This is a genomic window from Delftia sp. Cs1-4, assembly GCF_000214395.1.
GTDB classification, from domain to species: domain Bacteria; phylum Pseudomonadota; class Gammaproteobacteria; order Burkholderiales; family Burkholderiaceae_C; genus Comamonas; species Comamonas acidovorans.
Genome location: NC_015563.1, coordinates 5,749,101 through 5,773,385, shown reverse-complemented (window position 1 = coordinate 5,773,385; position 24,285 = coordinate 5,749,101). Strand labels below are relative to the sequence as shown.

22 protein-coding genes are annotated in these 24,285 nt (G+C 67.9%); 21 read left to right on the top strand and 1 reads right to left on the bottom strand.

Annotated features, from left to right (window positions below):
• Window positions 1-4 precede the first annotated feature (4 nt).
• From DELCS14_RS25345 to DELCS14_RS25310, 8 genes are all read left to right on the top strand, one after another.
• Window positions 5-700, top strand: coding sequence for an RraA family protein (locus tag DELCS14_RS25345; protein ID WP_012203312.1), 696 nt, complete (start codon window positions 5-7; stop codon window positions 698-700).
• A gap of 67 nt (window positions 701-767) precedes the next feature.
• On the top strand, window positions 768-1,745 hold the full coding sequence (locus DELCS14_RS25340) for a tripartite tricarboxylate transporter substrate binding protein (RefSeq protein WP_099734656.1): 978 nt from the start codon (window positions 768-770) through the stop codon (window positions 1,743-1,745).
• Between the two features lie 2 nt (window positions 1,746-1,747).
• Window positions 1,748-2,983 carry an alpha-hydroxy acid oxidase gene (locus tag DELCS14_RS25335; RefSeq protein WP_013804157.1) on the top strand — a complete coding sequence of 412 codons (1,236 nt, stop codon included), beginning with the start codon at window positions 1,748-1,750 and terminating at the stop codon, window positions 2,981-2,983.
• Window positions 2,984-3,055: 72 nt separating this feature from the next.
• A complete protein-coding gene (gene pyrC, locus DELCS14_RS25330) occupies window positions 3,056-4,096 on the top strand; it encodes a dihydroorotase (RefSeq protein ID WP_012203315.1) in 1,041 nt (346 codons plus the stop codon).
• Window positions 4,097-4,129: 33 nt separating this feature from the next.
• Entirely contained in the window at window positions 4,130-5,035 is a 906-nt protein-coding gene (locus tag DELCS14_RS25325) for an NYN domain-containing protein (RefSeq protein ID WP_013804156.1), read from the top strand.
• Entirely contained in the window at window positions 5,032-5,841 is an 810-nt protein-coding gene (locus DELCS14_RS25320) for a DUF3025 domain-containing protein (RefSeq protein WP_013804155.1), read from the top strand. Before DELCS14_RS25325 ends, DELCS14_RS25320 begins: the two co-directional genes overlap by 4 nt.
• An 82-nt stretch (window positions 5,842-5,923) precedes the next feature.
• Complete coding sequence (gene htpX / locus DELCS14_RS25315) at window positions 5,924-6,802, top strand: protease HtpX (protein ID WP_013804154.1); 879 nt, start codon at window positions 5,924-5,926, stop codon at window positions 6,800-6,802.
• A 127-nt stretch (window positions 6,803-6,929) separates the two neighbouring features.
• The gene (locus DELCS14_RS25310; RefSeq protein ID WP_013804153.1) at window positions 6,930-7,289 is read left to right on the top strand and encodes a YXWGXW repeat-containing protein; all 360 of its coding nucleotides are present in this window, start codon (window positions 6,930-6,932) and stop codon (window positions 7,287-7,289) included.
• 1 nt (window position 7,290) lies between these two features.
• Here the strand turns inward: DELCS14_RS25310 and DELCS14_RS25305 are convergent, their stop codons facing one another.
• The gene (locus DELCS14_RS25305; protein ID WP_013804152.1) at window positions 7,291-8,202 is read right to left on the bottom strand and encodes a LysR family transcriptional regulator; all 912 of its coding nucleotides are present in this window, start codon (window positions 8,200-8,202) and stop codon (window positions 7,291-7,293) included.
• A gap of 275 nt (window positions 8,203-8,477) precedes the next feature.
• Here DELCS14_RS25305 and DELCS14_RS25300 point away from each other — a divergent pair, with 275 nt between their 5' ends.
• The 13 genes from DELCS14_RS25300 to DELCS14_RS25240 all read left to right on the top strand — a co-directional run bounded on the left by DELCS14_RS25300 (window position 8,478) and on the right by DELCS14_RS25240 (window position 24,282).
• Window positions 8,478-10,595: a 3-hydroxyacyl-CoA dehydrogenase NAD-binding domain-containing protein gene (locus DELCS14_RS25300; protein ID WP_013804151.1), complete on the top strand. Its 2,118-nt coding sequence runs from the start codon at window positions 8,478-8,480 to the stop codon at window positions 10,593-10,595.
• Window positions 10,596-10,703: 108 nt separating this feature from the next.
• Window positions 10,704-11,885 (top strand): acetyl-CoA C-acyltransferase, encoded by a 1,182-nt coding sequence (locus tag DELCS14_RS25295; RefSeq protein WP_013804150.1) that lies wholly within the window; start codon window positions 10,704-10,706, stop codon window positions 11,883-11,885.
• A 166-nt stretch (window positions 11,886-12,051) separates the two neighbouring features.
• The gene (locus DELCS14_RS25290; protein WP_013804149.1) at window positions 12,052-13,248 is read left to right on the top strand and encodes an acyl-CoA dehydrogenase family protein; all 1,197 of its coding nucleotides are present in this window, start codon (window positions 12,052-12,054) and stop codon (window positions 13,246-13,248) included.
• A gap of 20 nt (window positions 13,249-13,268) precedes the next feature.
• The gene (locus tag DELCS14_RS25285; protein WP_013804148.1) at window positions 13,269-14,405 is read left to right on the top strand and encodes an acyl-CoA dehydrogenase family protein; all 1,137 of its coding nucleotides are present in this window, start codon (window positions 13,269-13,271) and stop codon (window positions 14,403-14,405) included.
• A gap of 16 nt (window positions 14,406-14,421) precedes the next feature.
• Window positions 14,422-15,222 carry an enoyl-CoA hydratase gene (locus tag DELCS14_RS25280; protein WP_013804147.1) on the top strand — a complete coding sequence of 267 codons (801 nt, stop codon included), beginning with the start codon at window positions 14,422-14,424 and terminating at the stop codon, window positions 15,220-15,222.
• A gap of 42 nt (window positions 15,223-15,264) precedes the next feature.
• A complete protein-coding gene (locus DELCS14_RS25275) occupies window positions 15,265-16,521 on the top strand; it encodes a CoA transferase (protein WP_013804146.1) in 1,257 nt (418 codons plus the stop codon).
• Window positions 16,522-16,639: 118 nt separating this feature from the next.
• Window positions 16,640-17,659 (top strand): tripartite tricarboxylate transporter substrate binding protein, encoded by a 1,020-nt coding sequence (locus tag DELCS14_RS25270; protein WP_013804145.1) that lies wholly within the window; start codon window positions 16,640-16,642, stop codon window positions 17,657-17,659.
• 65 nt (window positions 17,660-17,724) lie between these two features.
• Window positions 17,725-18,738: a tripartite tricarboxylate transporter substrate binding protein gene (locus tag DELCS14_RS25265; RefSeq protein WP_013804144.1), complete on the top strand. Its 1,014-nt coding sequence runs from the start codon at window positions 17,725-17,727 to the stop codon at window positions 18,736-18,738.
• Between the two features lie 7 nt (window positions 18,739-18,745).
• A complete protein-coding gene (locus DELCS14_RS25260; protein ID WP_013804143.1) occupies window positions 18,746-19,720 on the top strand; it encodes a nitronate monooxygenase family protein in 975 nt (324 codons plus the stop codon).
• A gap of 122 nt (window positions 19,721-19,842) precedes the next feature.
• On the top strand, window positions 19,843-20,592 hold the full coding sequence (locus DELCS14_RS25255; RefSeq protein WP_012203332.1) for an electron transfer flavoprotein subunit beta/FixA family protein: 750 nt from the start codon (window positions 19,843-19,845) through the stop codon (window positions 20,590-20,592).
• 14 nt (window positions 20,593-20,606) lie between these two features.
• Window positions 20,607-21,539, top strand: coding sequence for an electron transfer flavoprotein subunit alpha/FixB family protein (locus DELCS14_RS25250; protein ID WP_013804142.1), 933 nt, complete (start codon window positions 20,607-20,609; stop codon window positions 21,537-21,539).
• A gap of 125 nt (window positions 21,540-21,664) precedes the next feature.
• The gene (locus DELCS14_RS25245; RefSeq protein ID WP_012203334.1) at window positions 21,665-22,651 is read left to right on the top strand and encodes a tripartite tricarboxylate transporter substrate binding protein; all 987 of its coding nucleotides are present in this window, start codon (window positions 21,665-21,667) and stop codon (window positions 22,649-22,651) included.
• An 86-nt stretch (window positions 22,652-22,737) separates the two neighbouring features.
• Entirely contained in the window at window positions 22,738-24,282 is a 1,545-nt protein-coding gene (locus tag DELCS14_RS25240; RefSeq protein WP_013804141.1) for a class I adenylate-forming enzyme family protein, read from the top strand.
• The last annotated feature ends 3 nt before the right edge of the window (window positions 24,283-24,285 follow it).

The window sequence follows — 24,285 nt, the reverse complement described above, 5'->3', positions numbered from 1 at the left end:
TGCCATGACCACCCCATCCAGCCAATGGCCTGCGGGCTACCGCATCCATCCGCGCGCCGCAGGCCCCGAGGCCGGCGTCGTCCAGGCCTTCAAGGCCATTCCCGTGGCCGCCATCGGCGACGCCATGAGCCGCAATGTCGGCGCCATCGGCCTGCGCCAGTACCACGCGCGGCTGGAGGCCGTTCTCTGCGGCCCCGCCGTCACCGTGCGCGTGCGGCCCGGCGACAACCTCATGATCCACAAGGCGCTGATGATGGTGCAGCCCGGCGATGTGCTGGTCATCGACGGCGGCGGCGATGTCTCGCAGGCTCTGGTCGGCGGCCTGATGCGCACCACCTGCCTGGCGCGCGGCCTGGGCGGCCTGGTCATCGACGGCGCCATCCGCGACCTGTGCGAATGGGCGCAGGACGGCATGCCCATCTTTGCGCGCGGCCACACGCACCGCGGGCCCAGCAAGGACGGCCCGGGCGAGATCAATGTGCCCGTGGCCTGCGCCGGCCTGGCCGTGCTACCCGGCGACCTGATCGTGGGCGATGCCGACGGCGTGATCGCCGTGCCCGCGGCCGAGGCCGCCGAGGTGCTGCGCCGCAGCCAGGCCCACCTGGCCCGCGAGGCCGTCATCCGCGAGACCAACCGCAGCGGCACGGCCGACCCCGAGCGCTTCGACGCCGTGCTGCGCGCCAAGGGCCTGCCGGTCTAGCGTCCCGCGCGCAGGCTGCGCCCGACTTTTTCCCGCCAAAACGATTCCAAGGAGACAAACAATGACAATGCGCAGACGGCATCTTCTGGGCGGCGCTGCCGCCGCCCTGGCCACGGCCTTCCCTGCACTGGCGCTGGCCCAGGGCGAATGGCCGCAGCGGCCCGTGCGCCTGGTCGTGCCGTTTCCGCCCGGCGGCGGCACGGATGCCACCTCGCGCCTGGTGGCCGACCGGCTCAACCTCGCCATGGGCTGGACCATGGTCATAGACAACAAGCCCGGCGCGGGCGGCAACATCGGCCTGGATGCCGTGGCCAAGGCCGCGCCAGACGGCTACACCATCGGCATGGGGCAGGCCGCCAACCTGGCCATCAATCCCAGCCTCTACGCCAAGATGCCCTTCGATGCGCTCAAGGACTTCACGCCCATCGCCAGCGTGGCCCTGCAGCCCGTGGTGCTGACCGTGCGGCGCGACTCGCCCTTCAAGAACCTGCAGGACTTCATCAAGGCGGCCAAGGCCAGGCCCGGCACCTACGGCATCGCCCAGGCTGGCAATGGCACGGTAGGCCACCTGGCCGGGGAAATGCTGGCACGCCGCGCGGGCATCGAGGTGCTGCAGGTGCCCTACAAGGGCGCCAATACCGCGCTCACCGACCTGATGGGCGGGCAGGTGGACCTGTACTTCGGCAACACGGTGTCGGTGATGTCGCAGCTGGCCACGGGCAAGATCCGTGCGCTGGCCGTCACCTCCGCCCAGCGCGTGCCGTCCCTGCCTGATGTGCCCACGGTGGCCGAGCAGGGCTATCCGGGCTTCGAGGCCTCCACCTGGCTGGGCCTGGTGGGGCCGGCCAATCTGCCCGCCCCCATCGCCGAGCGCATTGCCGACGCGACCATGAAGCTGCTGGCCACCAAGGAGGTCAAAGAGAAGCTGGCCCAGGAAGGCAGCATGGCCACGCCCGCCAATGGCGCGCAGTTCGGCGAGTGGATTCGCAGCGAGCACGCCAAATGGGGCAAGCTGATCCGCGAGGGCAAGTTCCAGATCAACTGACCATGGCAGCCCCAATCGAGGTCGACCGGCTCGACACCCCCAGTTCCTCCGCACCCGCAGGTGCGGGCCAGGGCTCCTCCACGCCGCGCAGGCTCAGGCACATCCTGTCGCTCGATGATTTCGAGCGGGCGGCGCGCCACCACCTGCCTGCGCCGATCTTCGCCTACGTCAGCGGCGGCTGCGAGACCGACAAATCCCTGCGCGCCAACCGCGAGGCCTTCGATGCCCACCGCTGGGTGACGCGCGTGCTCACCGACACTTCGCGGCGCACGCTGGCCACACCGCTGCTGGGCCAGACCTGGGCTGCGCCCTTCGGCATCGCGCCCATGGGCATCAGCGCGCTGTCCGCCTACCGGGGCGACCTGGTGCAGACGCGCGCGGCGGCGGCCGCCCGCATCCCGGCCATCCTGAGCGGCACCTCGCTGATCCGCATGGAGGAGGTAGTCCAGGCCAATCCCCAGGCCTGGTTCCAGGCCTATGTGCCCGGCGAGACCGAACGCATCGTGCAGTTGCTGGGGCGCGTGGAGGCCGCAGGCTTCGCCACCCTGGTCGTCACCGTGGATACGCCCGTGTCGGGCAACCGCGAGAACAACATCCGCGCGGGCTTCTCGACGCCGCTGCGGCCCGGCCTGCGCCTGGCGTGGGAGGGCATCACCCATCCGCGCTGGCTGCTGGGCACGGCGCTGCGCACGCTGGTGCGGCACGGCATGCCGCACTTCGAGAACTCGCAGGCCACGCGCGGCGCGCCCATTCTCTCGTCCACCGTCACGCGCGACTTCGGCGCACGCGACCACCTGAGCTGGGAACACCTGGCCCTGATACGCCAGCGCTGGAAGGGCCGCCTCGTGGTCAAGGGCATCCTCAGCCCGCAGGACGCGCTGGCCGCGCGCGATGCCGGGGCCGACGCCATCATCCTGTCCAACCACGGCGGCCGCCAGCTCGATGGCGCGGTCGCGCCCCTGCACATGCTGCCCCTGGTGGTGGAGGCGCTGGGGCCGGACTACCCGGTGATGATCGACAGCGGCTTTCGCAGGGGCAACGACGTGCTGGTGGCGCTGGCCCTGGGCGCACACTTCGTCTTCGTGGGCCGGCCCTTCAACTATGCGGGCGCCGTGGGCGGCGAGGCCGGCGTGCTGCACGCCATCGCCATCCTGGCGGCCGAAATGCGGCGCAACATGGCCCTGATCGGCGTGCAAAACCTGCAGCAGCTGGGGCCGCAGCACCTGCGACCGCGTTAGCCACGCGCCAGTCCCGAGGGTGGCGTGCCCCGCAATTGGCCCGCGGTTTCGCGGCGATGGGAAAATGGCGGAATGACCGCCTCCACCAACACCCTCACGATCACCCGTCCCGATGACTGGCACCTGCACGTGCGCGATGGCGAAGCCATGCGCAGCGTGGTGCCGCATACGGCCGCCCAGTTTGCGCGCGCCATCATCATGCCCAACCTCAAGCCGCCGGTGACCACCGCCGAGCAGGCGCTGGAGTACAAGCAGCGCATTCTCTCGGCCGTGCCCGAGGGCATGGCCTTCGAGCCGCTGATGACGCTGTACCTCACCGACAACCTGCCACCCGAGGAAATCGTGCGCGCCAAGGCGGCCGGCGTCGTGGCCTGCAAGCTCTACCCGGCTGGCGCCACCACCAACAGCGACCACGGCGTCACCGACCTGCGCAAGATCTACCCCACTTTGGAAGCCATGCAGCGCGAAGGCCTGCTGCTGCTGGTGCACGGCGAAGTCACCAGCAGCGACATCGACCTGTTCGACCGCGAGGCCGCCTTCATCGACCAGCACCTGATCCCGCTGCGCCGCGACTTCCCCGAACTCAAGATCGTCTTCGAGCACATCACCACGCGCGAAGCCGCCCAGTACGTGACCGAGGCCGACCGCTTCGTGGGCGCCACCATCACGCCCCAGCATCTGCTGTTCAACCGCAACGCCATCTTCACGGGCGGCATCCGTCCGCACTACTACTGCCTGCCCGTGCTCAAGCGCGAGACGCACCGCCTGGCCCTGGTGGAGGCAGCCACCAGCGGCCTGCCCAAGTTCTTCCTGGGCACGGACAGCGCGCCGCACGCGGCCCATCTCAAGGAACACGCCACCGGCTGCGCGGGCTGCTACAGCGCCCATGCCGCCATCGAGATGTATGCCGAGGCCTTCGACAATGCCGGCGCGCTGGACAAGCTCGAAGCCTTCGCCAGCTTCAACGGCCCGGACTTCTACAGCCTGCCGCGCAACACCGGCAAGATCACCCTGGTGCGCGAAAGCTGGACGCCGCCGGACAGCTTCGCCTTCGGCGAGGCGCAACTGAAGCCCCTGCGCTCCGGCGAAGCCTTGCCCTGGAAGCTGGTTTAAGCTGGCGGGACTGCCACCCGCCAGAGGATTGCCATGCCTGAGCCGCAACCGCGCATCGCCCTGCTGATCGACGCCGACAACGCGCCGGCCGAGATGATCGACGAGATCCTGACCGAGCTGTCGACCTTCGGCGTCATCGACATCCGCCGCGCCTACGGCAACTGGACCAAGCATTCGCTCAGCGGCTGGCAGCGCAAGCTGCTCGATTTCGCACTGCGGCCCATGCAGCAGTTCGACTACTCCAAGCACAAGAACGCCACCGACATGGCGATGACCGTGGACGCCATGGAGCTGCTCTACACCGAGCGGCCCGACGCCTTCGGCATCGTCTCCTCCGACGCCGACTTCACCCCGCTGGTCATGCACCTGCGCTCCAAGGGCGCGGCCGTCTACGGCTTCGGCATGGCGCAGACACCCCAGCCCTTCGTCAATGCCTGCTCGCGCTTCCTGTACCTGGAGGCGCTGGGCGAGGCGGCGCCCGCCAACGGCAATGGCCAGGACGCCGCGCATGAGGCGGGCCAGGCGGCGGTGCCGCCCGTGGCTGCAGCTGCGGTGGCGGCCTCTGTCCAGCCCTCCACTGGTACGGGCAAGGAGCGCGCCCAGGCCGAGCAGGCACCTTCCTCTTTGTCCGCTCCCGAGCCGCAGCGCCCCTGCCTGCGTGTTCCTTCGCAGGAACTGCGCCAGGACACGCGCCTGCTGAGCATGCTGCGCGGCGCCGTCAACGCCACGCAGGATGAAAGCGGCTGGGCCCATGTGGGCGCCGTGGGCGCGCAGATCGGCAACAAGGCCTCGTTCGATGCGCGCAACTACGGCTATGCCACGCTCACCAAGCTGCTGGCGGCCACGCAGGCGTTCGAGATGCGCGACGAAGGCACCTCGCGCGTGGCCGTGCGCGACAAGCGCCTGGCCAAGGCCCAGTCCAGGCCCTCCGGCAATTGACGTTTCCCATCGACTGGAATGCGCCCTGGCTGCAGGGGCTGCAAACGCAGGGCAGGGCGGCCTGCCTGCAGGTGGCGCAGGGCCGGCCGGTCTGGCAGGCCTTGCAGTCACTGGCCGACGCACAGGCGCTGCCCTGGCGCTTTGTGCCCCAGCACGATCTGCCCGAAGGCAAGGCCTACGAGCAGTTCATCTTCGAGACGCGCTGCATTCCCACGCGCGACAACCTGCATGACTTCTTCAACGGCCTGATCTGGCTGCGCTGGCCCGCGCTCAAGCAGCGCTGCAATGCCCTGCAGGCCGGCGCCATTGCCCAGGCGGGCGTGGGTGCGCAGCGCGGGCCGCTGCGCGATGCCGTCACCGTGCTGGACGAGAACGGAGCCCTGCTGCTGGCGCCGGCCGCGCTGTGCGAGGCGCTGAGGCACCGGCGCTGGCAGCAGCTCTTCGTTGAGCAGCGCGCGCTGTGGCGCCAGGCCAGGCTGCTGCCCATAGGCCATGCGCTGCTGGAAAAGCTGGTGCAGCCGCGCAAGCCCATCACGGCCCATGTGCTGTGCGTGCACACGGATGGTGCAGGCGCCACGGCAGGCCCCGCCACGTCGGACATCGACGCCTGGCTGGCCGGCAGCATCTGGCTGGAGGCCGACACCCTGGCGTGCAAGCCTTTTGCACCCTTGCCCGTGCTGGGCGTGCCCGGCTGGTGCCACGAGAACGAGAACTTTTCCTTCTATGATGACTCTCTCGTGTTCCGGGCGCCCCGTTCCGCACAAGCATCACAACAAGGAATGGCAACGGCGCAGGACCCGGCTTGAAAACAGCCGGTGGGGCCCTCACTTTTCAACGCTGCAGGGCCCAGATCCTTCCCCCTTTCCCCACTTTGTGGAGAACCCACTGATGAAACGCATCGCACTTTTTCTTTTGACCAACGTCGCCGTCGTGGTGGTGCTGGGCATCGTCGCCAGCCTGCTGGGCGTCAACCGCTTCCTGACTTCCAATGGCCTGAACCTCGGGGCCCTGCTGGGCTTCGCCTTCATCATGGGCTTTGGCGGCGCCATCATCTCGCTGCTGATCTCCAAGCCGCTGGCCAAGTGGAGCTCGGGCGTGCACGTGATCAACGAGCCGCGCAACGCCGATGAGGCCTGGATCGTCAACACCGTGCGCGGCTTCGCCGACCGTGCCGGCATCGGCATGCCCGAAGTCGGCATCTACGAGGGCGAGCCCAATGCCTTCGCCACCGGCGCCTTCAAGAACTCGGCCCTGGTGGCCGTGTCCACGGGCCTGCTGGAAGGCATGACGCGCGAAGAGGTGGAGGCCGTGATCGGTCACGAGGTCGCCCACATCGCCAATGGCGACATGGTGACCATGACCCTGATTCAGGGCGTGATGAACACCTTCGTGGTCTTCCTGTCGCGCGTCATCGGCTATGCCGTGGACAGCTTCCTGCGCAAGAACGACGAAAGCAGCTCGGGCCCCGGCATCGGCTACTACGTGACCACCATCGTGCTGGACATCGTGCTGGGTTTCCTGGCCGCCATCATCGTGGCCTGGTTCTCGCGCCAGCGCGAATTCCGCGCCGACGCGGGTGCCGCCCAGCTCATGGGCCGCAAGCAGCCCATGATGAACGCCCTGGCCCGCCTGGGCGGCATGCACCCCGGCGAGCTGCCCAAGAGCGTGGCCGCCATGGGCATTGCCGGTGGCATCGGCAAGCTGTTCTCGACCCACCCGCCGATCGAAGAGCGCATTGCCGCGCTGCAGAACGCGCAGAACCTCTGAGCGACCGATCCCGCCGCTACCTTTGGCGGCGGATCTTTACTCAGGCTTCACAAGCCCCTGTCAACAACCGGCAGGGGCTTTTTCGTTGTATCTGCATGGCCGCCCAAAGTGCGGCCAGGAGTGCATCGTGAAGTCTGTATCGATTCAAACGCCGGGTCGTCGCCTGGCTCCGGCCCTGGTCCTGGCTGCCGCCACCGTGGCATTGACCGGCTGCGTGGTGGCGCCAGCCTATCCCGTAGGTCCTTCGGGCGAGGTGGTCTACGCGCCCATGGCGCCGCCGCCGCTGCAGACCGAGGTCATTCCGGTCGCTCCCTCGCCGGTTCATGTCTGGATCGGCGGCTCCTGGGGCTGGGGTGGCGGCCGCTATGCCTGGCGCCCCGGTTACTGGGCCGCGCCGCCGCACCCCGGCTATGGCTGGCGCCCGCACGGCTGGGACCATGGCCCGCGTGGCTGGTACCAGCGCCCGGGCGGCTGGTACCGCCGCTGAGTCAGCTGGCGGCGGCGTCGCCGCTGCCGCCCTGGCCGGCCTTGGCCAGCAGGAAGTCGATGCAGGTGCGCACGGCCCGCGTCTGATGACGGTCGGGCAGGTACAGCAGGTACATGTGGGTGCCGAAGATGCTGAGCCGGTACTCCTGCAGGGTCAGCACCACCTCGCCGCTGGCCACCTTGTCCTGCACCACGTAGTCGGGCACCAGGCCCACGCCCAGGCCCGCCAGAATGCCCTGGCGCAGGAAGGGGAAGTGCTCGGAGATCATGGTCGGCGCCAGCAGCACCTCCTGGCGGTCCGTCCCCTGGTAGGCCGACAGGCGCAGCTGGCGGCCCATCACGCCGGCCGTGATCAGGGGGCTGTTGCGCAGCTCGTACAGCGTGGTGGGCAGGCCGTGCTGCTGCGCATACTCGCGTGAGGCGCAGGCCACGTAGTGCACATTGCCCAGGCTGCGCGCAATCACCGACAGCGGCGGCTCCTGGATCACGCGGATGGCGATGTCCACCTCGTCGCGCAAATGGTCGGCGCGGTTCTCGAACAGCACATCCAGCACGATGCCCGGATACAGCCGCTTGAACTCGATCAGCCAGTCGCTCATCACGATCTGCCCATAGCCGCTGGGCACGCTCAGCCCCACGCGGCCTGCCATCCCCTGGCCCAGCGACGTGATCGTCTCGCGCGCCGACATCATCTCGTTCTGGATCGCGCGGCCATGCTCGTACATCCGCATCCCCACCTCGGTCGGCTCCACGCGCCGCGTGGTGCGCCGCACCAGCTGCACCCCCACCGATTTTTCCAGCTGCGTCAGGTGATAGCTCACATTGGCCCGCGTCATCTTCAGCTTGCGCGCCGCCTGGCTCAGATTGCCGCTATCGATGATTTCCACCAGCAGGGTCAGGGAGTTCAGATCCATGGATATGTCCAGATACTTTGCTTCGCCCACAGCCTATGAAATGGGCGGGGCTCCAAAACCAGGGACACCGAGCAAGGGCCTACGCCGGCCGTGCCGCCCTGCAGCGATGGTGTCGTCCCCCTCCTCGCGCAGCAAATAGAGGGGGGAAGGCGCGCAAGCGCTTCAATGTCAAAGATTTTTTTACAGTCTGTCAATCATTCATGGGATTGTAAAGAACCATTGTCGTGGCAAGAATGGATGTTTTGAGTGGAAAACCCAAGTTCGGAGACATACAGATGAGCGAACAAGCCCAGGCTTCCGTGGTCCAGACCCGCCTTGATGGTGCCGTGCTGGTGGTCAGCATCAACAATCCCCCCGTGAATGCCCTGGGCCAGGCCGTGCGCGCCGGCCTGCTGGCTGCCGTGGAGCAGGCCGAATCGGATGCCGCCGTGAAGGCCGTGCTCATCGTGGGTGAGGGCAAGGCCTTCATCGCCGGAGCAGACATCCGCGAATTCGGCAAGCCCGCCATGCCGCCCTCGCTGCCCGAGGTGCTCAATCGTCTCGAAGCCTCCGACAAGATCGTGGTCGCCGCCATCCATGGCCCGGCCCTGGGCGGCGGCCTGGAAGTGGCCATGTCGGCCCACTACCGCCTGGCTTTGCCGGCTGCCAAGCTCGGCCTGCCCGAAGTCAACCTGGGCCTGCTGCCCGGCGCTGGCGGCACGCAGCGCGCACCGCGCCTGATGGGCGTGAAGGCGGCCGCCGACCTCATGCTCAGCGGCAAGCACCTGTCGGCCAAGGCCGCGCTGGCCGCCGGCCTGGTGGACAAGCTGGTGGACGGCACCGACGCCACGGCCGCAGGCCTGGTCTACGCCAACGAGCTGCTGGCATCCAATACCGCGCCGCGCCGCACGCGTGACATCGAGATTGCCGACAAGGCCGCCGCCCTGGCCGAACTCGACGCGCTGGCCGCCGAGACCGCCAAGAAGAGCCGCGGCCTGTTCTCGCCGCTGAAGATCGTGGAATGCGTGCGCGCCGCCGTGGAGCTGCCCTTCGACGAAGGCATCGCCAAGGAGCGTGCCCTGTTCGTGGAATGTCTGAACAGCCCGCAGCGCGCCGGCCTGATCCACGCCTTCTTCGCCGAGCGCGAAACCGCCAAGATTCCCGAAGCCAAGGCCGCCGCGCCGCGCCACTTTGCCAAGATCGCCGTCATCGGCGGCGGCACCATGGGCGCCGGCATCACGGTGTCCGCGCTGGACGCGGGCCTCACGGTGACCATGATCGAGCGCGACGCCGAGTCCATCGCGCGCGGCCAGGCCAATGTGGAGAAGGTCTACAACGGCCTGATCGCCAAGGGCCGCATGACCGAGGAGGCCAAGGCCGCCGTCATGGCGCGCTACACGCCCAGCACCTCCTATGACGACATCAAGGATGTGGACCTGGTGATCGAGGCCGTGTTCGAGGACCTCGAAGTCAAGAAGGCCGTGTTCAAGGAACTGGACCGCGTCTGCAAGCCCGGCGCCGTGCTGGCCACCAACACCTCCTACCTGGACATCGACGCCATTGCCGCCGCCACCTCGCGCCCGCAGGACGTGATCGGCCTGCACTTCTTCAGCCCCGCCAACATCATGAAGCTGCTGGAGATCGTGGTGCCCGCCAAGGTGGCGCCCGACGTGGTGACCACGGCCTTCGAGCTGGCCAAGCGCATGAAGAAGGTGCCCGTGCGTGCCGGCGTCTGCGACGGCTTCATCGGCAACCGCATCCTGGCCGTCTACAAGCAGGCTGCCGACTACATCATGGAAGACGGCGCCAGCCCCTACGAGATCGACGAGGCCGTGCGCGGCTTCGGCTACCCGATGGGCCCGTTCCAGGTCACCGACCTGGCCGGCGGCGACATCGGCTGGGCCACGCGCAAGCGCCGCGCGGCCACGCGCGATCCCAAGGCCCGCTACGTCGAAGTGGCCGACCGCGTCTGCGAGCGCGGCTGGTTCGGCCAGAAGACGGGCCGTGGCTTCTACCTCTACCCGCAGGGCGCGCGCGTCGGCCAGCCCGACCCCGAAGTGCTGGCCATCGTCGATGCCGAGCGCGCCAAGAAGGGCGTGACGCCGCGCAAGTTCACCCCTGAGGAAATCATGCGCCGCTACATGGCCGCCATGGTCAACGAAGGCGCCAAGGTGGTGGAGGAGGGCATTGCCCTGCGCCCGCTGGACGTGGACGTGACCTTCCTGTCCGGCTACGGCTTCCCGCGCTTTCGTGGCGGCCCCATGAAGTGGGCCGACATGCAAGGTTTGGACAAGGTGCTGGCCGACATCCGCGAATTCGCCAAGGAAGACGCGCTGTTCTGGAAGCCCGCTCCCCTGCTCGAAAAGCTCGTGGCCGAAGGCCGCGATTTCGAAAGCTTGAACAAGGCAGCGTAAGCCGCCCCCGCGTTTCCCCGCCATGCCCTTGACCCGCTTCGTCCAACGCAGAGCGGGCAGGGCCGTGCACAACCACAACAATTTTCCAGAGACAAGCAAGGACCGACCATGCGCGAAGCCGTCATCGTTTCCACTGCCCGCACGCCCCTGACCAAGTCGCACCGCGGCGAGTTCAACGTCACGCCCGCCGCCCAGCTGGCGGCCTTCTCGGTCAAGGCCGCGGTCGAGCGCTCGGGCATCGACCCGGCCATGATCGAGGACCTGATCCTGGGCTGCGGCAACCCCGACGGCTTCCAGGGCCGCAACCTGGGCCGCCAGACCGTGCTGCGCGCCGAGCTGCCCCTGTCCATCGCGGGCACGACCATCACGCGCTTTTGTGCCTCGGGCCTGCAGTCCATCGCCATCGCGGCGGGCCGCATCGTGGCCGAGGGCGTGGACGCCATGCTGGCCGGCGGCATCGAGACCATCTCGGGCATCCGCCCCGGCAACAACCTGCCCACCGACATGGACCCCTGGCTGGTCGAGCACAAGCCCGCGCTGTACATGGCCATGATCGACACGGCCGACATCGTGGCGCGCCGCTACGGCATCAGCCGCGAGGACCAGGACGCCTTCTCGCTGCAAAGCCAGCAGCGCACGGCCGCCGCCCAGGCCGCCGACCTGTTCAAGGACGAAATCATTGCCTGCGCCACGCGCATGGCCGAGAAGAACAAGGACACGGGCGAGATCACCTACCGCGACGTGGTCGCCACCAAGGACAACTGCAACCGCGCCTCCACCACGTTGGAAGGCCTGGCCAAGCTGGAACCCGTCAAGGGCCCGGACCAGTTCATCACGGCCGGCAATGCCTCGCAGCTGTCCGATGGATCGTCGGCCTGCGTGCTGATGGAAGCCAGGCAGGCCGAGCGCCTGGGCCTGTCCCCGCTGGGCGCCTTCCGCGGCTTTGCCGTGGCCGGCTGCGAGCCTGACGAAATGGGCATCGGCCCCGTCTTCGCGGTCCCCAAGCTGCTGGCGCGCCACGGTCTCAAGGTCGAGGACATCGACCTGTGGGAACTCAACGAGGCCTTCGCCTCCCAGGCCCTGTACTGCCAGCGCAAGCTGGGCATTCCCAACGAGCGCCTGAACGTCAACGGCGGCGCCATCTCCATCGGCCACCCCTTCGGCATGACGGGTGCGCGCCTGGCGGGCCACATCCTGCTGGAAGGCCAGCGCCGCAAGGCCAAGTGGGGCGTGGTCACCATGTGCATCGCAGGTGGCATGGGCGCCGCAGGCCTGTTCGAAATTTATTGAATAAGCACCCCCTGAGCGGCTGGCGCCGCTTCCCCCTCTCTCGCTTCGCGGGAGGGGAACGACGCCCTTGCTGCGGGGCGGCCCTTGCTCGGCGTCCCTCGCTTGGGGCATGCCAATTTCAGGGCTGCAAACGGCTTACAACGCCACGGATTACTGGGGAATAGCAATGGATTTGCAATTTACGACTGAAGAACTGGCCTTCCGCGACGAGGTTCGCGGCTTCCTCAAGGACAAGCTGCCCGAGGACCTGTCGCACAAGGTCAAGAACGGCCTGCAGCTGAGCAAGCAGGACATGGAGCGCTGGCACGCCATCCTCAACGAGCGCGGCTGGCTGGCCAACCACTGGCCTGAGCAGCACGGCGGCCCGGGCTGGAGCGCGGTGCAGAAATTCATCTTCGAGCATGAATGCGCACTGGCGGGCACGCCGCGCATCGTGCCCTTCGGGCTGAGCATGCTGGGCCCCGTCCTGATCAAGTATGGCAACGAGGCGCAGAAGGCCCACTGGCTGCCGCGCATCCTCAATGGCGCCGACTGGTGGTGCCAGGGCTATTCGGAGCCGGGTTCGGGCTCGGACCTGGCCTCGGTCAAGACGTCTGCCGTGCGCGATGGAGATCACTACATCGTCAACGGCCAGAAGACCTGGACCACGCTGGGCCAGCACGCCAACATGATCTTCTGCCTGGTGCGCACCAATCGCGAAGCCAAGGCGCAGCAGGGCATCAGCTTCCTGCTGGTGGACATGAACTCGCCCGGCGTGGAAGTGCGCCCCATCATCACGCTGGACGGCGAGCACGAGGTCAACGAAGTCTTCTTCACCGACGTCAGGGTGCCCGTGGAAAACCTGGTCGGCGAAGAGAACAAGGGCTGGACCTACGCCAAGTACCTGCTGACCTACGAGCGCACCAACATCGCGGGCGTGGGCTTCTCGGTGGCCGGCCTGGAAAAGCTCAAGGCCGTCGCCGGCCGCATGCTGCGCAACGGCAAGCCGCTGACGCAGGACCCGCTGTTCGCGGCCCGCCTGGCCAAGGTCGAGATCGACCTGGAGAACATGAAGACCACCAACCTGCGCGTGATCGCCGCCGTGGCCGGCGGCGGCGTGCCGGGCGCCGAAAGCTCCATGCTCAAGATCCGCGGCACCGAGATCCGCCAGGAAATCCTGTCCCTGGTGCGCCGCGCCATGGGCCCCTACGCCGCGCCCTTCATCGAAGAGGCCCTGCAGGCCGGCTACGACCAGCCCGCCATCGGCGACGCGGCTGCCGCCACGGCCGCCGCCGCGTACTTCAACTACCGCAAGCTGTCGATCTTCGGCGGCTCCAACGAAATCCAGAAGAACATCATCTCCAAGATGATCCTCGGCCTCTGATCCGGCAAGGAAAACGGAACATGAACTTCGAACACACCGAAGACCGCCGCATGCTGGCGGACAGCCTCAACCGCTTCGTCTCCGAGCAGTACGCCATCGAGGCGCGCAACCACGTCGCCTATGGCGAGGAAGGCCACAGCCCGCTGCTGTACGGGCAGTTCGCGGACATCGGCGCCATCGGCGCGCTGTTCCCGGAAGACGCTGGCGGCTTCGGCGGCCAGGGCTTCGACATCAGCGTGGTCTTCGAATGCCTGGGCCGCGGCCTGGTGGCCGAGCCGCTGCTGGGCGCCCTGGTCGTGGGCCAGGCCCTGATCTCGGCTGGCAGCGATGCGCAAAAGGAACAGCTGGCAGCCATCATCGGCGGCACGTCCATTGCGGCCCTGGCCCATGACGAGCCCGGCAGCCACTACGAGCTCAACAACGTCGCCACCACGGCCGTGCGCAGCGGCGACGGCTGGGTGCTGAACGGCGCCAAGGGCGTGGTCGCCTTCGGCGAGAAGGCCGACCTGCTGCTGGTCTCGGCCCGCACCTCGGGCAGCCAGTACGACGAGGCCGGCATCAGCCTGTTCCTGGTCCCCGGCAATGCCGCAGGCATCCAAAAGCGCGGCTACAACCGCATCGAAGGCGGCCGCGCGGCCGAGCTGGTGCTGGACAAGGTGCAGGTCGGCGCAGACGCCCTGCTGGGCGAAGAAGGCCAGGGCCTGTCCCTGCTGGAACGTGTCAGCGGCTACGCCGTGCTGGCGCTGACCGCCGAGGCCGTGGGCGCCATGGACGTGGCCAAGGACCAGACGCTGGAGTACCTGCGCACGCGCAAGCAGTTCGGCGTGCCCATCGGCAGCTTCCAGGCCCTGCAGCACCGCATGGCCGACCTGCTGCTGGAAGTGGAGCAGGCGCGCTCGGCCGTGATCAACGCGGCCGCCGCCATTGCGGACGAAGACCGCGTGGCGCGCGAGAAGGCCCTGTCGGCCGCCAAGTACAGCATCGGCCGCATCGGCACCCTGGTGGCCGAGGAAAGCATCCAGATGCATGGCGGCATCGGCATGACCTGGGAGCTGCCCCTGGCCCACTACGCCAAGCGCCTGGTCATGATCGACCACCAGTTCGGCGACGAGGACCACCATCTGTCGCGTTACATCGCACTCGGCTTGCAACACTGAGCCAAGGAAAGCCGCCATGACCGAAGCGAACCAAGTCCTGCTGACCCGCCGCGAAGGCGCCGTGCTGGTGCTGTCCAACAACAACGTGGCCGCGCGCAATGCGCTGTCGCCCGAGTTCTACGCGGCCGTCTCGGCGGCGCTCAAGAGCGCGGCGACCGACCCCACCGTGGGCGCCGTGGTGCTCACGGGCGAGGGCGGCCACTTCTGCGCGGGCGGCGACCTGCGCCAGCTGGCCAAGCGCCGCGAGCTGCCGGTGCAGGAGCGACGCGCCAAGCTCGAAGGCCTGCATGACCTGATCCGCAGTGTGCGCGACTTTCCCAAGCCCGTGATCGCCGCCGTCGAAGGCGCGGCGGCCGGCGCGGGCCTGTCGCTGGCCCTGGCCTGCGACATGCTGGTGGCGGCGAAGAACGCCGTGTTCTCGGTCGCCTACGTCAAGGTCGGCCTCACGCCCGATGGCGGCGCCACCGCCTTCCTGGCCGAGTTCGTCTCGCGCCAGGTGCTGACCGAGCTGTGCCTGACCGGCGAGCGCATCAGCGGCGAGCGCCTGCACGCCCTGGGCCCCGTCAACCGCCTGTCCGAACCGGGCCAGGCCCAGGCCGACGCCGTGGCGCTGGCCGCCCAGGTGGCTACCGGCCCCGACCAGGCCATGGCCCTGATCAAGGACCTGTGCCGCCAGGCGCCGCGCAACACGCTGGAAGAGCAGCTGGAGCTGGAGGCGCAGTACATGGTGCGCTCGCAGGAGAGCGAGGAATCGCGCGAAGGCATTGGCGCCTTCCTCGAAAAGCGCGCTGCCGACTTCACCAAGCTGCGCGGCTGAAACCGCTCAAGACCTAAAAGACTTTCCAAGGAGACAACGCACATGGCCGACAGCCACAACGATCAGAACCAGGACATCGACTTCCCGCTGGAGGGTGTGCGCGTGCTCGACCTCTCGCGCGTGTTCGCGGGGCCGCTGTGCGGCATGGTGCTGGCCGACTTCGGCGCCGAAGTGGTCAAGGTCGAGCACCCGGGCCGCGGCGACGACACGCGCGACTGGGGCCTGCGCATCGGCAAGACCGAGACCACCTACTACAACAGCATGAACCGCAACAAGCGGTCCATCACGCTGGACCTGCAGACCCCCGAGGGCGTGAAGATCGTCCACGACCTGCTGCCCCAGTTCGACGTGGTCATCCACAACTTCAAGACCGGCGGCGCCGAGAAGCTGGGCCTGGGCTACGAACAGCTCAAGGCCATCAAGCCCGGCATCATCTACTGCGCCGTGGCCGGCTATGACAGCAGCGGCCCCGAGGCCAAGCGCCCCGGCTACGACCTGGTCATCCAGGGCGAGGCGGGCCTCATGGCGCTCAACGGCGAGGCCGGCACGCCGCCGCTCAAGTTCGGCGTGGCCGTGGTCGATCTCATGACCGGCATGTACGCGGCCCAGGCCATCCTGGCCGCGCTGTTCCGCCGCGAGCGCACGGGCAAGGGCCGCCTCATCGAGATGGCGCTGTACGACAGCGGCATCATGATCACCGGCTACTACGGCCTGGACGCCATGCAGCTCGGCCACGACCCCGAGCGCTACGGCAATGCCCACCCCTCCATCGTTCCCTACGGCATGTACGAGGCGGCCGACGGCCCGCTGATCATCGCCGTGGGCAACAACGCCCAGTTCGACAAGTTCTGCCGCCAGGTGGTGATGCGCCCCGACATCGTCGAGGACGCGCGTTTCTCCACCAACGTCAACCGCGCCAAGAACCGCCTGGAGCTGGGCCCCATGCTCAAGGAACTGATCCGCTCCTTCCCGCGCGATCTGCTGCTGGAGCGCCTGACGGCCGCCGGCATCCCCTGCGGCCGCGTGGCCGGCCTGCACGAGGCCCTGACCAGCGAGCGCACGCGCCGTGGCGGCCTGCTGCAGGACATGCCCCACCCCGTGGTCGGCACCACGCCCGTGTTCGCGCCGCCCTACCGCCTGGACGGCCAGCGCCTGCCCATCCGCCATGCACCGCCCACGCTGGGCGAGGGCACGCGCGAGGTGCTGCACCGGCTGCTGAGCATGAGCGACGAGCAGCTGCAGCAGCTGCAGTCCAAGGGCGTGCTGACCCTGCCCGAGACCCCCGCGCAACAGGGATAAGAGGACCGATCACGCGACTGATTCCACGGGGGCCATTGATGCCCGGCTCCCGACCCGCCAGGTTTGCATGCCGCACCAAGACGGCACCCATAGACAGCAATACCCAGGAGACAAAACCATGAGCAACCAAGTCACACGCCGCGACATTCTTCAAGGGCTGGCCGCCATCGGCGGCACCAGCCTGCTGGCCACGGGCGCCACCAGCGCCCTCGCACAGGCCGGCAAGCCGGCAGCGTGGCCCACCAAGCCCATCCGCGTGGTCGTGCCCTTCAACGCGGGCGGCGCCACCGACATCATTGCGCGCACCATCGGCGAGGCCCTGGCCAAGCGCGTGGGCCAGCCCGTGGTCATCGACAACCGCGCGGGCGCGGCCGGCATCCTGGGCACGGACGCCGTGGTCAAGGCGCCCGCCGACGGCCACACCCTGCTGGTCTCGCTCAGCACCTCCATGCTGATCAACCAGTTCCTCTACACCAAGCTGCCCTACAACCCGCAAAAGGACATCGCCCTGGTCACCCAGATCGCGGCGGCGCCCGTCACCCTGGTGGTCCATCCCTCGGTGCCGGCCAACAACATGAAGGAGCTGCTGGCCTACGTGAAGGCCAACAAGGGCAAGCTCTCGTACGGCTCCTGGGGCGTGGGCTCGTATGCCCACCTGGCCGGTGCCTACATGAGCAAGACCATGGACGCCGACATGACCCACGCCGCCTACAAGGGCGAGGCGCCCATGATCCAGGAGCTGATCGGCGGCCAGCTGCAGATGTGCTTTTCCAGCGCGCTCAACACCAAGCCCTTCATCGACTCGGGCAAGCTCAAGGCCATCGGCGTCACGGGCAAGGAGCGCATGGAAATCCTGCCCAAGCTGCCCACCATCCATGAGCAGGGCGTCACCGACGACGCCTACGCCATCTACGGCTGGGTGGCCATGGGCGCACCGGCCGGCGTGCCCAAGGAGATCGTGGACCAGCTCTACGGCCACCTTCGCGAAATCGCCAAGGACCCCAAGGTGCTGGAGCGCACCGTGGGCGCAGGCTTCATGCCGCTGATGAACAGCCCGCAGGCCTTCCGCGAGAACTACCAGCGCGACATGCCCATCTGGAAGGCGCTGGTGGAAGAAGCTGGCGCGAAGCTTGATTGATTTTTCCGGCCCGCAGCAGCGGGCCGCCACCGACGACTGCTGAGACAGCTTTGAGAGGAGACTTCATGTACACGCGCAATCCCGCATCCCCGGCACGCCCCACGCGGCGCAGCGTTCTGGCCCTGGCCGCAGCCCCGCTGCTGGCCGGCATGGCCGGCGGCGCCCTGGCCGAGACCGGCTGGCCCAGCAAGATGCTGCGGCTGGTCGTTCCCTTCCCGGCGGGCGGCCCCACCGACACGGCATCGCGCATCGTGGGCCAGAAGCTGGGCGAGCGTCTCAAGCAGACCGTGGTGGTGGAAAACCGCCCCGGCGCCTCGGGCTCCATCGCGGCCGTGCAGGTCGCCAAGAGCCCGGCCGACGGCTACACGCTGATGATGCTGGCCACGCCCACGCTGCTGGCGCCGCACCTGTACAAGAAGGCCGGCTACGACACCGTCAAGGACTTCACGCCCGTGGCCACGGTCTATGACCTGCCCATCGTCATCGTGGTCAATCCCACGCTGCTGCCCGACGTCACCGACCTCAAGAGCCTGATCGCCCACGCCAAGGCGCAGAAGGTCGCGCTCAACTACACCAGCTCGGGTGCCGGCAGCTTCGGCCACCTGAGCATGGAGCTGCTCAAGCAGATGGCCGGCTTCGACATGCAGCACGTGCCCTACAAGGGCGGCGTGCCCGCCATCACCGACACCATTGGCGGCCAGGTGCCGATCATGTATGCCGACCTCGTGGCCGCGCTGCCCCACATCCAGGCCGGCAAGCTGCGCGCCATCGCCGTGGGATCGCCCCAGCGCGTGGCCATGCTGCCCGACACCAAGACCATTGCCGAGCAGGGCATCAAGGGCTACGACGCCGTCTCCTGGGGCGGCCTGCTGGCGCCCAAGGGCACGCCCAAGGCCGTGGTCGACCGCATCGCCAGCGAAGTTCAGCAGATCCTGGCCGACAAGGACATCCAGGAAAAGCTGCTCAACGCAGGCGCCATCGCCGCCTACCAGAACCCCGCCCAGCTGGGCCAGCGCATCCAGCAGGACTACACGCGCTGGGGCCAGCTGATCCGCGACAAGGGCATTGCAGTGGAGTGACATCGACATGAAGACACGCATCACCGAACTCTTTGGCATCGAGCACCCCATCATCCAGGGCGGCATGCACCATGTGGGCCTGGCCGAGCTGGCCGCCGCCGTCTCCAACGCGGGCGGCCTGGGGCTGATCACGGGCCTGACCCAGCGCACGCCCGAACTGCTGGCGCGCGAGATCGCCCGCTGCCGCGAGATGACGGACAAGCCCTTCGGCGTCAACCTGACCTTCCTGCCCTCGGTCAACCCGCCCGACTACCCGGGCTACGTCAAGGCCATCATCGAAGGCGGCGTCAAGGTCGTGGAGACGGCGGGCAACAACCCGCAGAAATGGCTGCCCGCGCTCAAGGAAGCCGGCATCAAGGTCATCCACAAGTGCACCTCGGTGCGCCATGCGCTCAAGGCCGAGGCCATCGGCTGCGACGCCATCAGCGTGGACGGCTTCGAATGCGGCGGCCATCCGGGCGAGGACGACATTCCCAATTTCATCCTGCTGCCGCGCGCGGCCGAAGAACTGAAGATTCCCTTTGTCGCCTCGGGCGGCATGGCCGACGGCCGCTCGCTGGTGGCGGCGCTGGCGCTGGGCGCCGAGGGCATCAACATGGGCACGCGCTTCATCGCCACCCAGGAAGCGCCCGTGCACGACAACGTCAAGCAGGCCATCGTCGCGGCCAGCGAGCTGGACACGCGCCTTGTCATGCGTCCGCTGCGCAACACCGAGCGCGTGCTGACCAACCCGGCCACCGAGCGCCTGCTGCAAAAGGAGCGCGAGCTGGGCGCGGCCATCACCTTTGCCGACATCGCGCCCGAGGTGGCCGGCGTCTATCCGCGCATCATGCATGACGGCGACATGGACGCAGGCGTCTGGTCCTGTGGCATGGTGGCCGGCCTGATCCACGACGTGCCCACGGTCCAGCAGCTGATCTCCGGCATCATGGACCAGGCCCATGCACTGATCAACGAGCGGTTGGCCGGCCTGGCCCGCTGACCGCCCATCTTCACAGGACTTACGCAAACAGGATGCGACAACGTGCTGCGCCTCATGGCAAGCCGCTTGCCTTGTTCCTTCTTGCGTAGGTCGTACTTCAAAAACCAGGAAAGAGCTTTCTCATGAAAATCCTTGTACCCGTCAAACGTGTCGTGGACTACAACGTGAAGGTCCGCGTGAAGTCGGACGGCACGGGCGTGGACATCGCCAACGTCAAGATGAGCATGAACCCCTTTGACGAAATCGCCGTCGAAGAAGCCGTTCGCCTCAAGGAAAAGGGCGTGGCCACCGAAGTCATCGCCGTCTCCTGCGGCGTGGCCCAGTGCCAGGAAACCCTGCGCACGGCCATGGCCATCGGTGCCGACCGCGGCATCCTGGTGGAGACCACCGAGGAGCTGCAGCCCCTGGCAGTCGCCAAGCTGCTCAAGGCCCTGGTCGACAAGGAGCAGCCCGGCCTCATCATCCTGGGCAAGCAGGCCATCGACGACGATGCCAACCAGACCGGCCAGATGCTGGCGGCCCTGGCCGACCTGCCGCAAGCCACCTTCGCCTCCAAGGTCGAAGTCGCTGGCGACAAGGTGAATGTCACGCGTGAAGTGGACGGCGGCCTGGAAACCCTGGCCCTGAGCCTGCCGGCCGTCATCACCACCGACCTGCGCCTGAACGAGCCGCGCTATGTCACGCTGCCCAACATCATGAAGGCCAAGAAAAAGCAGCTGGACACCGTCAAGCCTGAAGAGTTGGGCGTGGATGTGGCCCCGCGCCTGAAGACGCTCAAGGTGGCCGAGCCCGCCAAGCGCGGTGCTGGCGTGAAGGTGCCCGATGTGGCGACCTTGGTCAGCAAGCTCAAGAACGAAGCCAAGGTCATCTAAAGGAATTCGCAGACATGACATCCCTCGTTATTGCAGAACACGACAACGCTTCCATCAAGAGCGCCACGCTCAACACCGTCACTGCGGCCCTGGCCTGCGGCGGCGACGTGCATGTGCTGGTGGCGGGCGAGAATGCCGGCGCCGCCGCGCAGGCCGCTGCCCAGATCGCTGGCGTGTCCAAGGTCATCCACGCCGATGGCGCCAGCCTGAAGGACGGCCTGGCCGAGAACATTGCGGCGCAAGTGCTGGCGATTGCTTCGAACTACAGCCACATCCTGTTCCCCGCCACCGCCAGCGGCAAGAACGCCGCGCCGCGCGTGGCCGCCAAGCTGGACGTGGCCCAGATCAGCGACATCACCAAGGTGGACAGCGCCGACACCTTCGAGCGCCCCATCTACGCAGGCAACGCCATTGCCACGGTGCAAAGCGGCGACAAGATCAAGGTCATCACCGTGCGCGGCACGGGCTTTGACGCAGCGGCCACCACGGGCGGCAGCGCCCAGGTGGAGCAACTGGCCGCCGCTGGCGACAACGGCAAGAGCAGCTTCGTGGGCCGCGAGGTCACCAAGAATGACCGCCCGGAACTGACGGCTGCCAAGATCATCGTCTCCGGCGGCCGCGCGCTGGGCAGCAGCGAGAAGTTCAACGAAGTCATGACCCCGCTGGCCGACAAGCTGGGTGCCGCCATCGGCGCTTCGCGCGCAGCGGTGGATGCAGGCTATGCGCCCAATGACCTGCAGGTCGGCCAGACCGGCAAGATCGTCGCGCCCCAGCTGTACATTGCGGCCGGTATTTCCGGCGCCATCCAGCACTTGGCCGGCATGAAGGACTCCAAGGTGATCGTGGCGATCAACAAGGACCCCGAGGCACCGATCTTCTCGGTGGCCGACTACGGCCTGGAGGCCGACCTGTTCCAGGCCGTGCCCGAGCTGGTGCAGTCGCTGTAAGAACGCAAGGCACCGCACCGGGAGGCGGTGCCAACGGGCCCGGGTGAAGTATCCGGGCCCTGGCCAGAGCGGCACACAAGGCATGTGCCCCGGCCCCACCTGGTTCAGAGATGCAGGAGACAGATATGCAGATTTCCATTGGCCGCCGCAGCCTTGCGCTTGCGGCTGTTGTCTTTGTGGCCACCACGGGCGCCAGCGCACCGGCATGGGCCCAGGCCAGCGACTTTCCCACGCGCCCGATCACGCTGATCGTGCCCTTCCCCGCAGGCGGCTCCACCGACCGCCACATGCGCACCCTGGCCGACATCGCGGGCAAGCAGCTGGGCCAGACCATCATCGTGGAGAACAAGCCCGGCGCGGGCGGCACGCTGGGCCCGGGCAACATGTCCCGCACGGCCAAGCCCGATGGCTACACCATCACCCAGTTCCCCATGTCCATGCTGCGCATGGCGCACATGCAGAAGACGGCCTGGAACCCGGTCACGGACTTCACCTACATCATCGGCGTCTCGGGCTACACCTTCGGCTTCACGGTGCGCTCGGACTCGCCCTACAAGAGCTTCAACGAATACATTGCCGCCGCGCGCAAGAGCCCCGGCAAGATCGAGTACGGCTCCACCGGCATAGGCTCCTCGCCCCACCTGCTGATGGAGGAGCTGGCCGAGAACGCCAAGGTCACGCTCAACCACGTGCCCTTCAAGGGCAACGCCGACCTGCAGCAGGCCCTGCTGGGCGGCCACGTGGCCGCGCAAAGCGATGCCTCGGGCTGGGACACCTATGTGGATGGCGGCCAGATGCGCCTGCTCATGACCTTCGGCGAAAAGCGCACCCAGCGCTGGCCCGACGTGCCCACGGCCAAGGAGCTGGGCTATGGCGTGGTCTCCACCTCGCCCTACGGACTGGCCGGCCCCAAGGGCATGGACCCGGCCGTGGTGCGCAAGCTGCACGACGCCTTCAAGAAAGCCATGGATGACCCGCGCCACATCGAGGTGCTCAAGCAGCTGAACCAGGACGCCTGGTACCGCTCCGGCGCCGACTATGCGCAGTGGGTGCGCGAGGCCTATGCCAAGGACAAGGTCCTGATCGACCGCCTGGGCCTGGCCGCCAAGTAGGCCTGTCCTCCAATGCGCCCGCAGGGCCAGGGGGCTGGCGGGCGCAGTCCGCTTGAGATTCGTGAATTCGTGAAACGGAGTCCCTCATGACTGTCTCCCTGCCTTCGCCCGATGCGCCCTTCACCACGCTGGCCGAGCTGATCCGCAGCCACGCGCGCCAGCAGCCGGCCCATGCCGCGCTGCGCGACGACCAGCAGATGCTGAGCTACGCGCAGCTTGACGCCCTCATGGACCGCGTGGCCGCCGCGCTGCAGCGCGACGGCGTGCAGCCTGGCCAGGCGATTGCCATCTGCGCGTTGAACTCGGTGCGCTATGCCGCGCTGTTCCTGGGCGCCTTGCGCGCGGGCGTGGTGGTTGCGCCGCTGGCGCCGTCCTCCACGGCCGACAGCCTGGCCTCCATGCTGCGCGATGCCCAGGCGCGCCACCTGTTCCTCGACAAGGCGGCCCAGGACCTGGTGCCTGCCGACAGCGCCCTGCAATGCATCTCGCTGGACGGTGCCGCGCCCGGCCGGGCCTTTGACGACTGGCTGGCGCCCGAAGGCGCGCAGCCCGCGCCCGTGAGCGTGGAGCCGGCCGCGCCGTTCAACATCATCTATTCCTCGGGCACCACGGGCACCCCCAAGGGCATCGTGCAGTCGCACGGCATGCGCTGGGCCCACATCAACCGGGGCAGCGTCTACGGCTACGGCCCCGAGGGCACGACGCTGCTGGCCACGCCGCTGTACTCCAACACCACGCTGGTGGTGTTCTTCCCCACGCTGGGCAGCGGCGGCTGCGTGGTGCTGATGCCCAAATTCGACGCGGCCCGCTACCTGCAGCTGGCCCAGCAGCACCGCGTCACCCACACCATGCTGGTGCCCGTGCAGTACCAGCGCATCATGGCGCTGCCGCAGTTCGGCGAGCATGACCTGTCCAGCTTCCGCGCCAAGTTCTGCACCAGCGCGCCGTTCCGGGCCGAGCTCAAGGCCGACGTGGTGGCGCGCTGGCCCGGCAGCCTGACCGAGTTCTACGGCATGACCGAAGGCGGCGGCACCTGCATCCTCGAAGCCCATCTGCACCAGGACAAGCTGCACACCGTGGGCAAGCCCGCCGAGGGCCATGACATCCGCCTCATCGACGAGGACGGCCGCGAGGTCGCCCCGGGCGCGGACGGCGAGGTCGTGGGCCATTCGGCCAGCATGATGACCGGCTACCACGGCCAGCCCGCCAAGACGCGCGAGGCCGAATGGTTCGACCCCACGGGCAAGCGCTTCATCCGCACGGGCGACGTGGGCCGCTTCGATGCCGATGGATTCCTCACCCTGTTCGACCGCCGCAAGGACATGATCATCAGCGGCGGCTTCAACATCTACCCCAGCGACCTGGAAACCCAGCTGCGCGCCCACCCGGCAGTGGACGACGTGGCCGTGGTCGGCGTGCCCTCCGAGCAATGGGGCGAGACGCCCGTGGCCTACGTGGTGTCGCGCGCGGGGCAGCCGGCCCTGCCCGAGGACATCATGGGCTGGTACAACCAGCGGGCCGGCAAGACCCAGCGCCTGGCGGACCTGCGCTTCATTGCCGAGCTGCCGCGCAGCGCCATCGGCAAGGTGCTCAAGCGCGAGCTGCGCGACCAGTACGCGACGGGGCGCTGAACC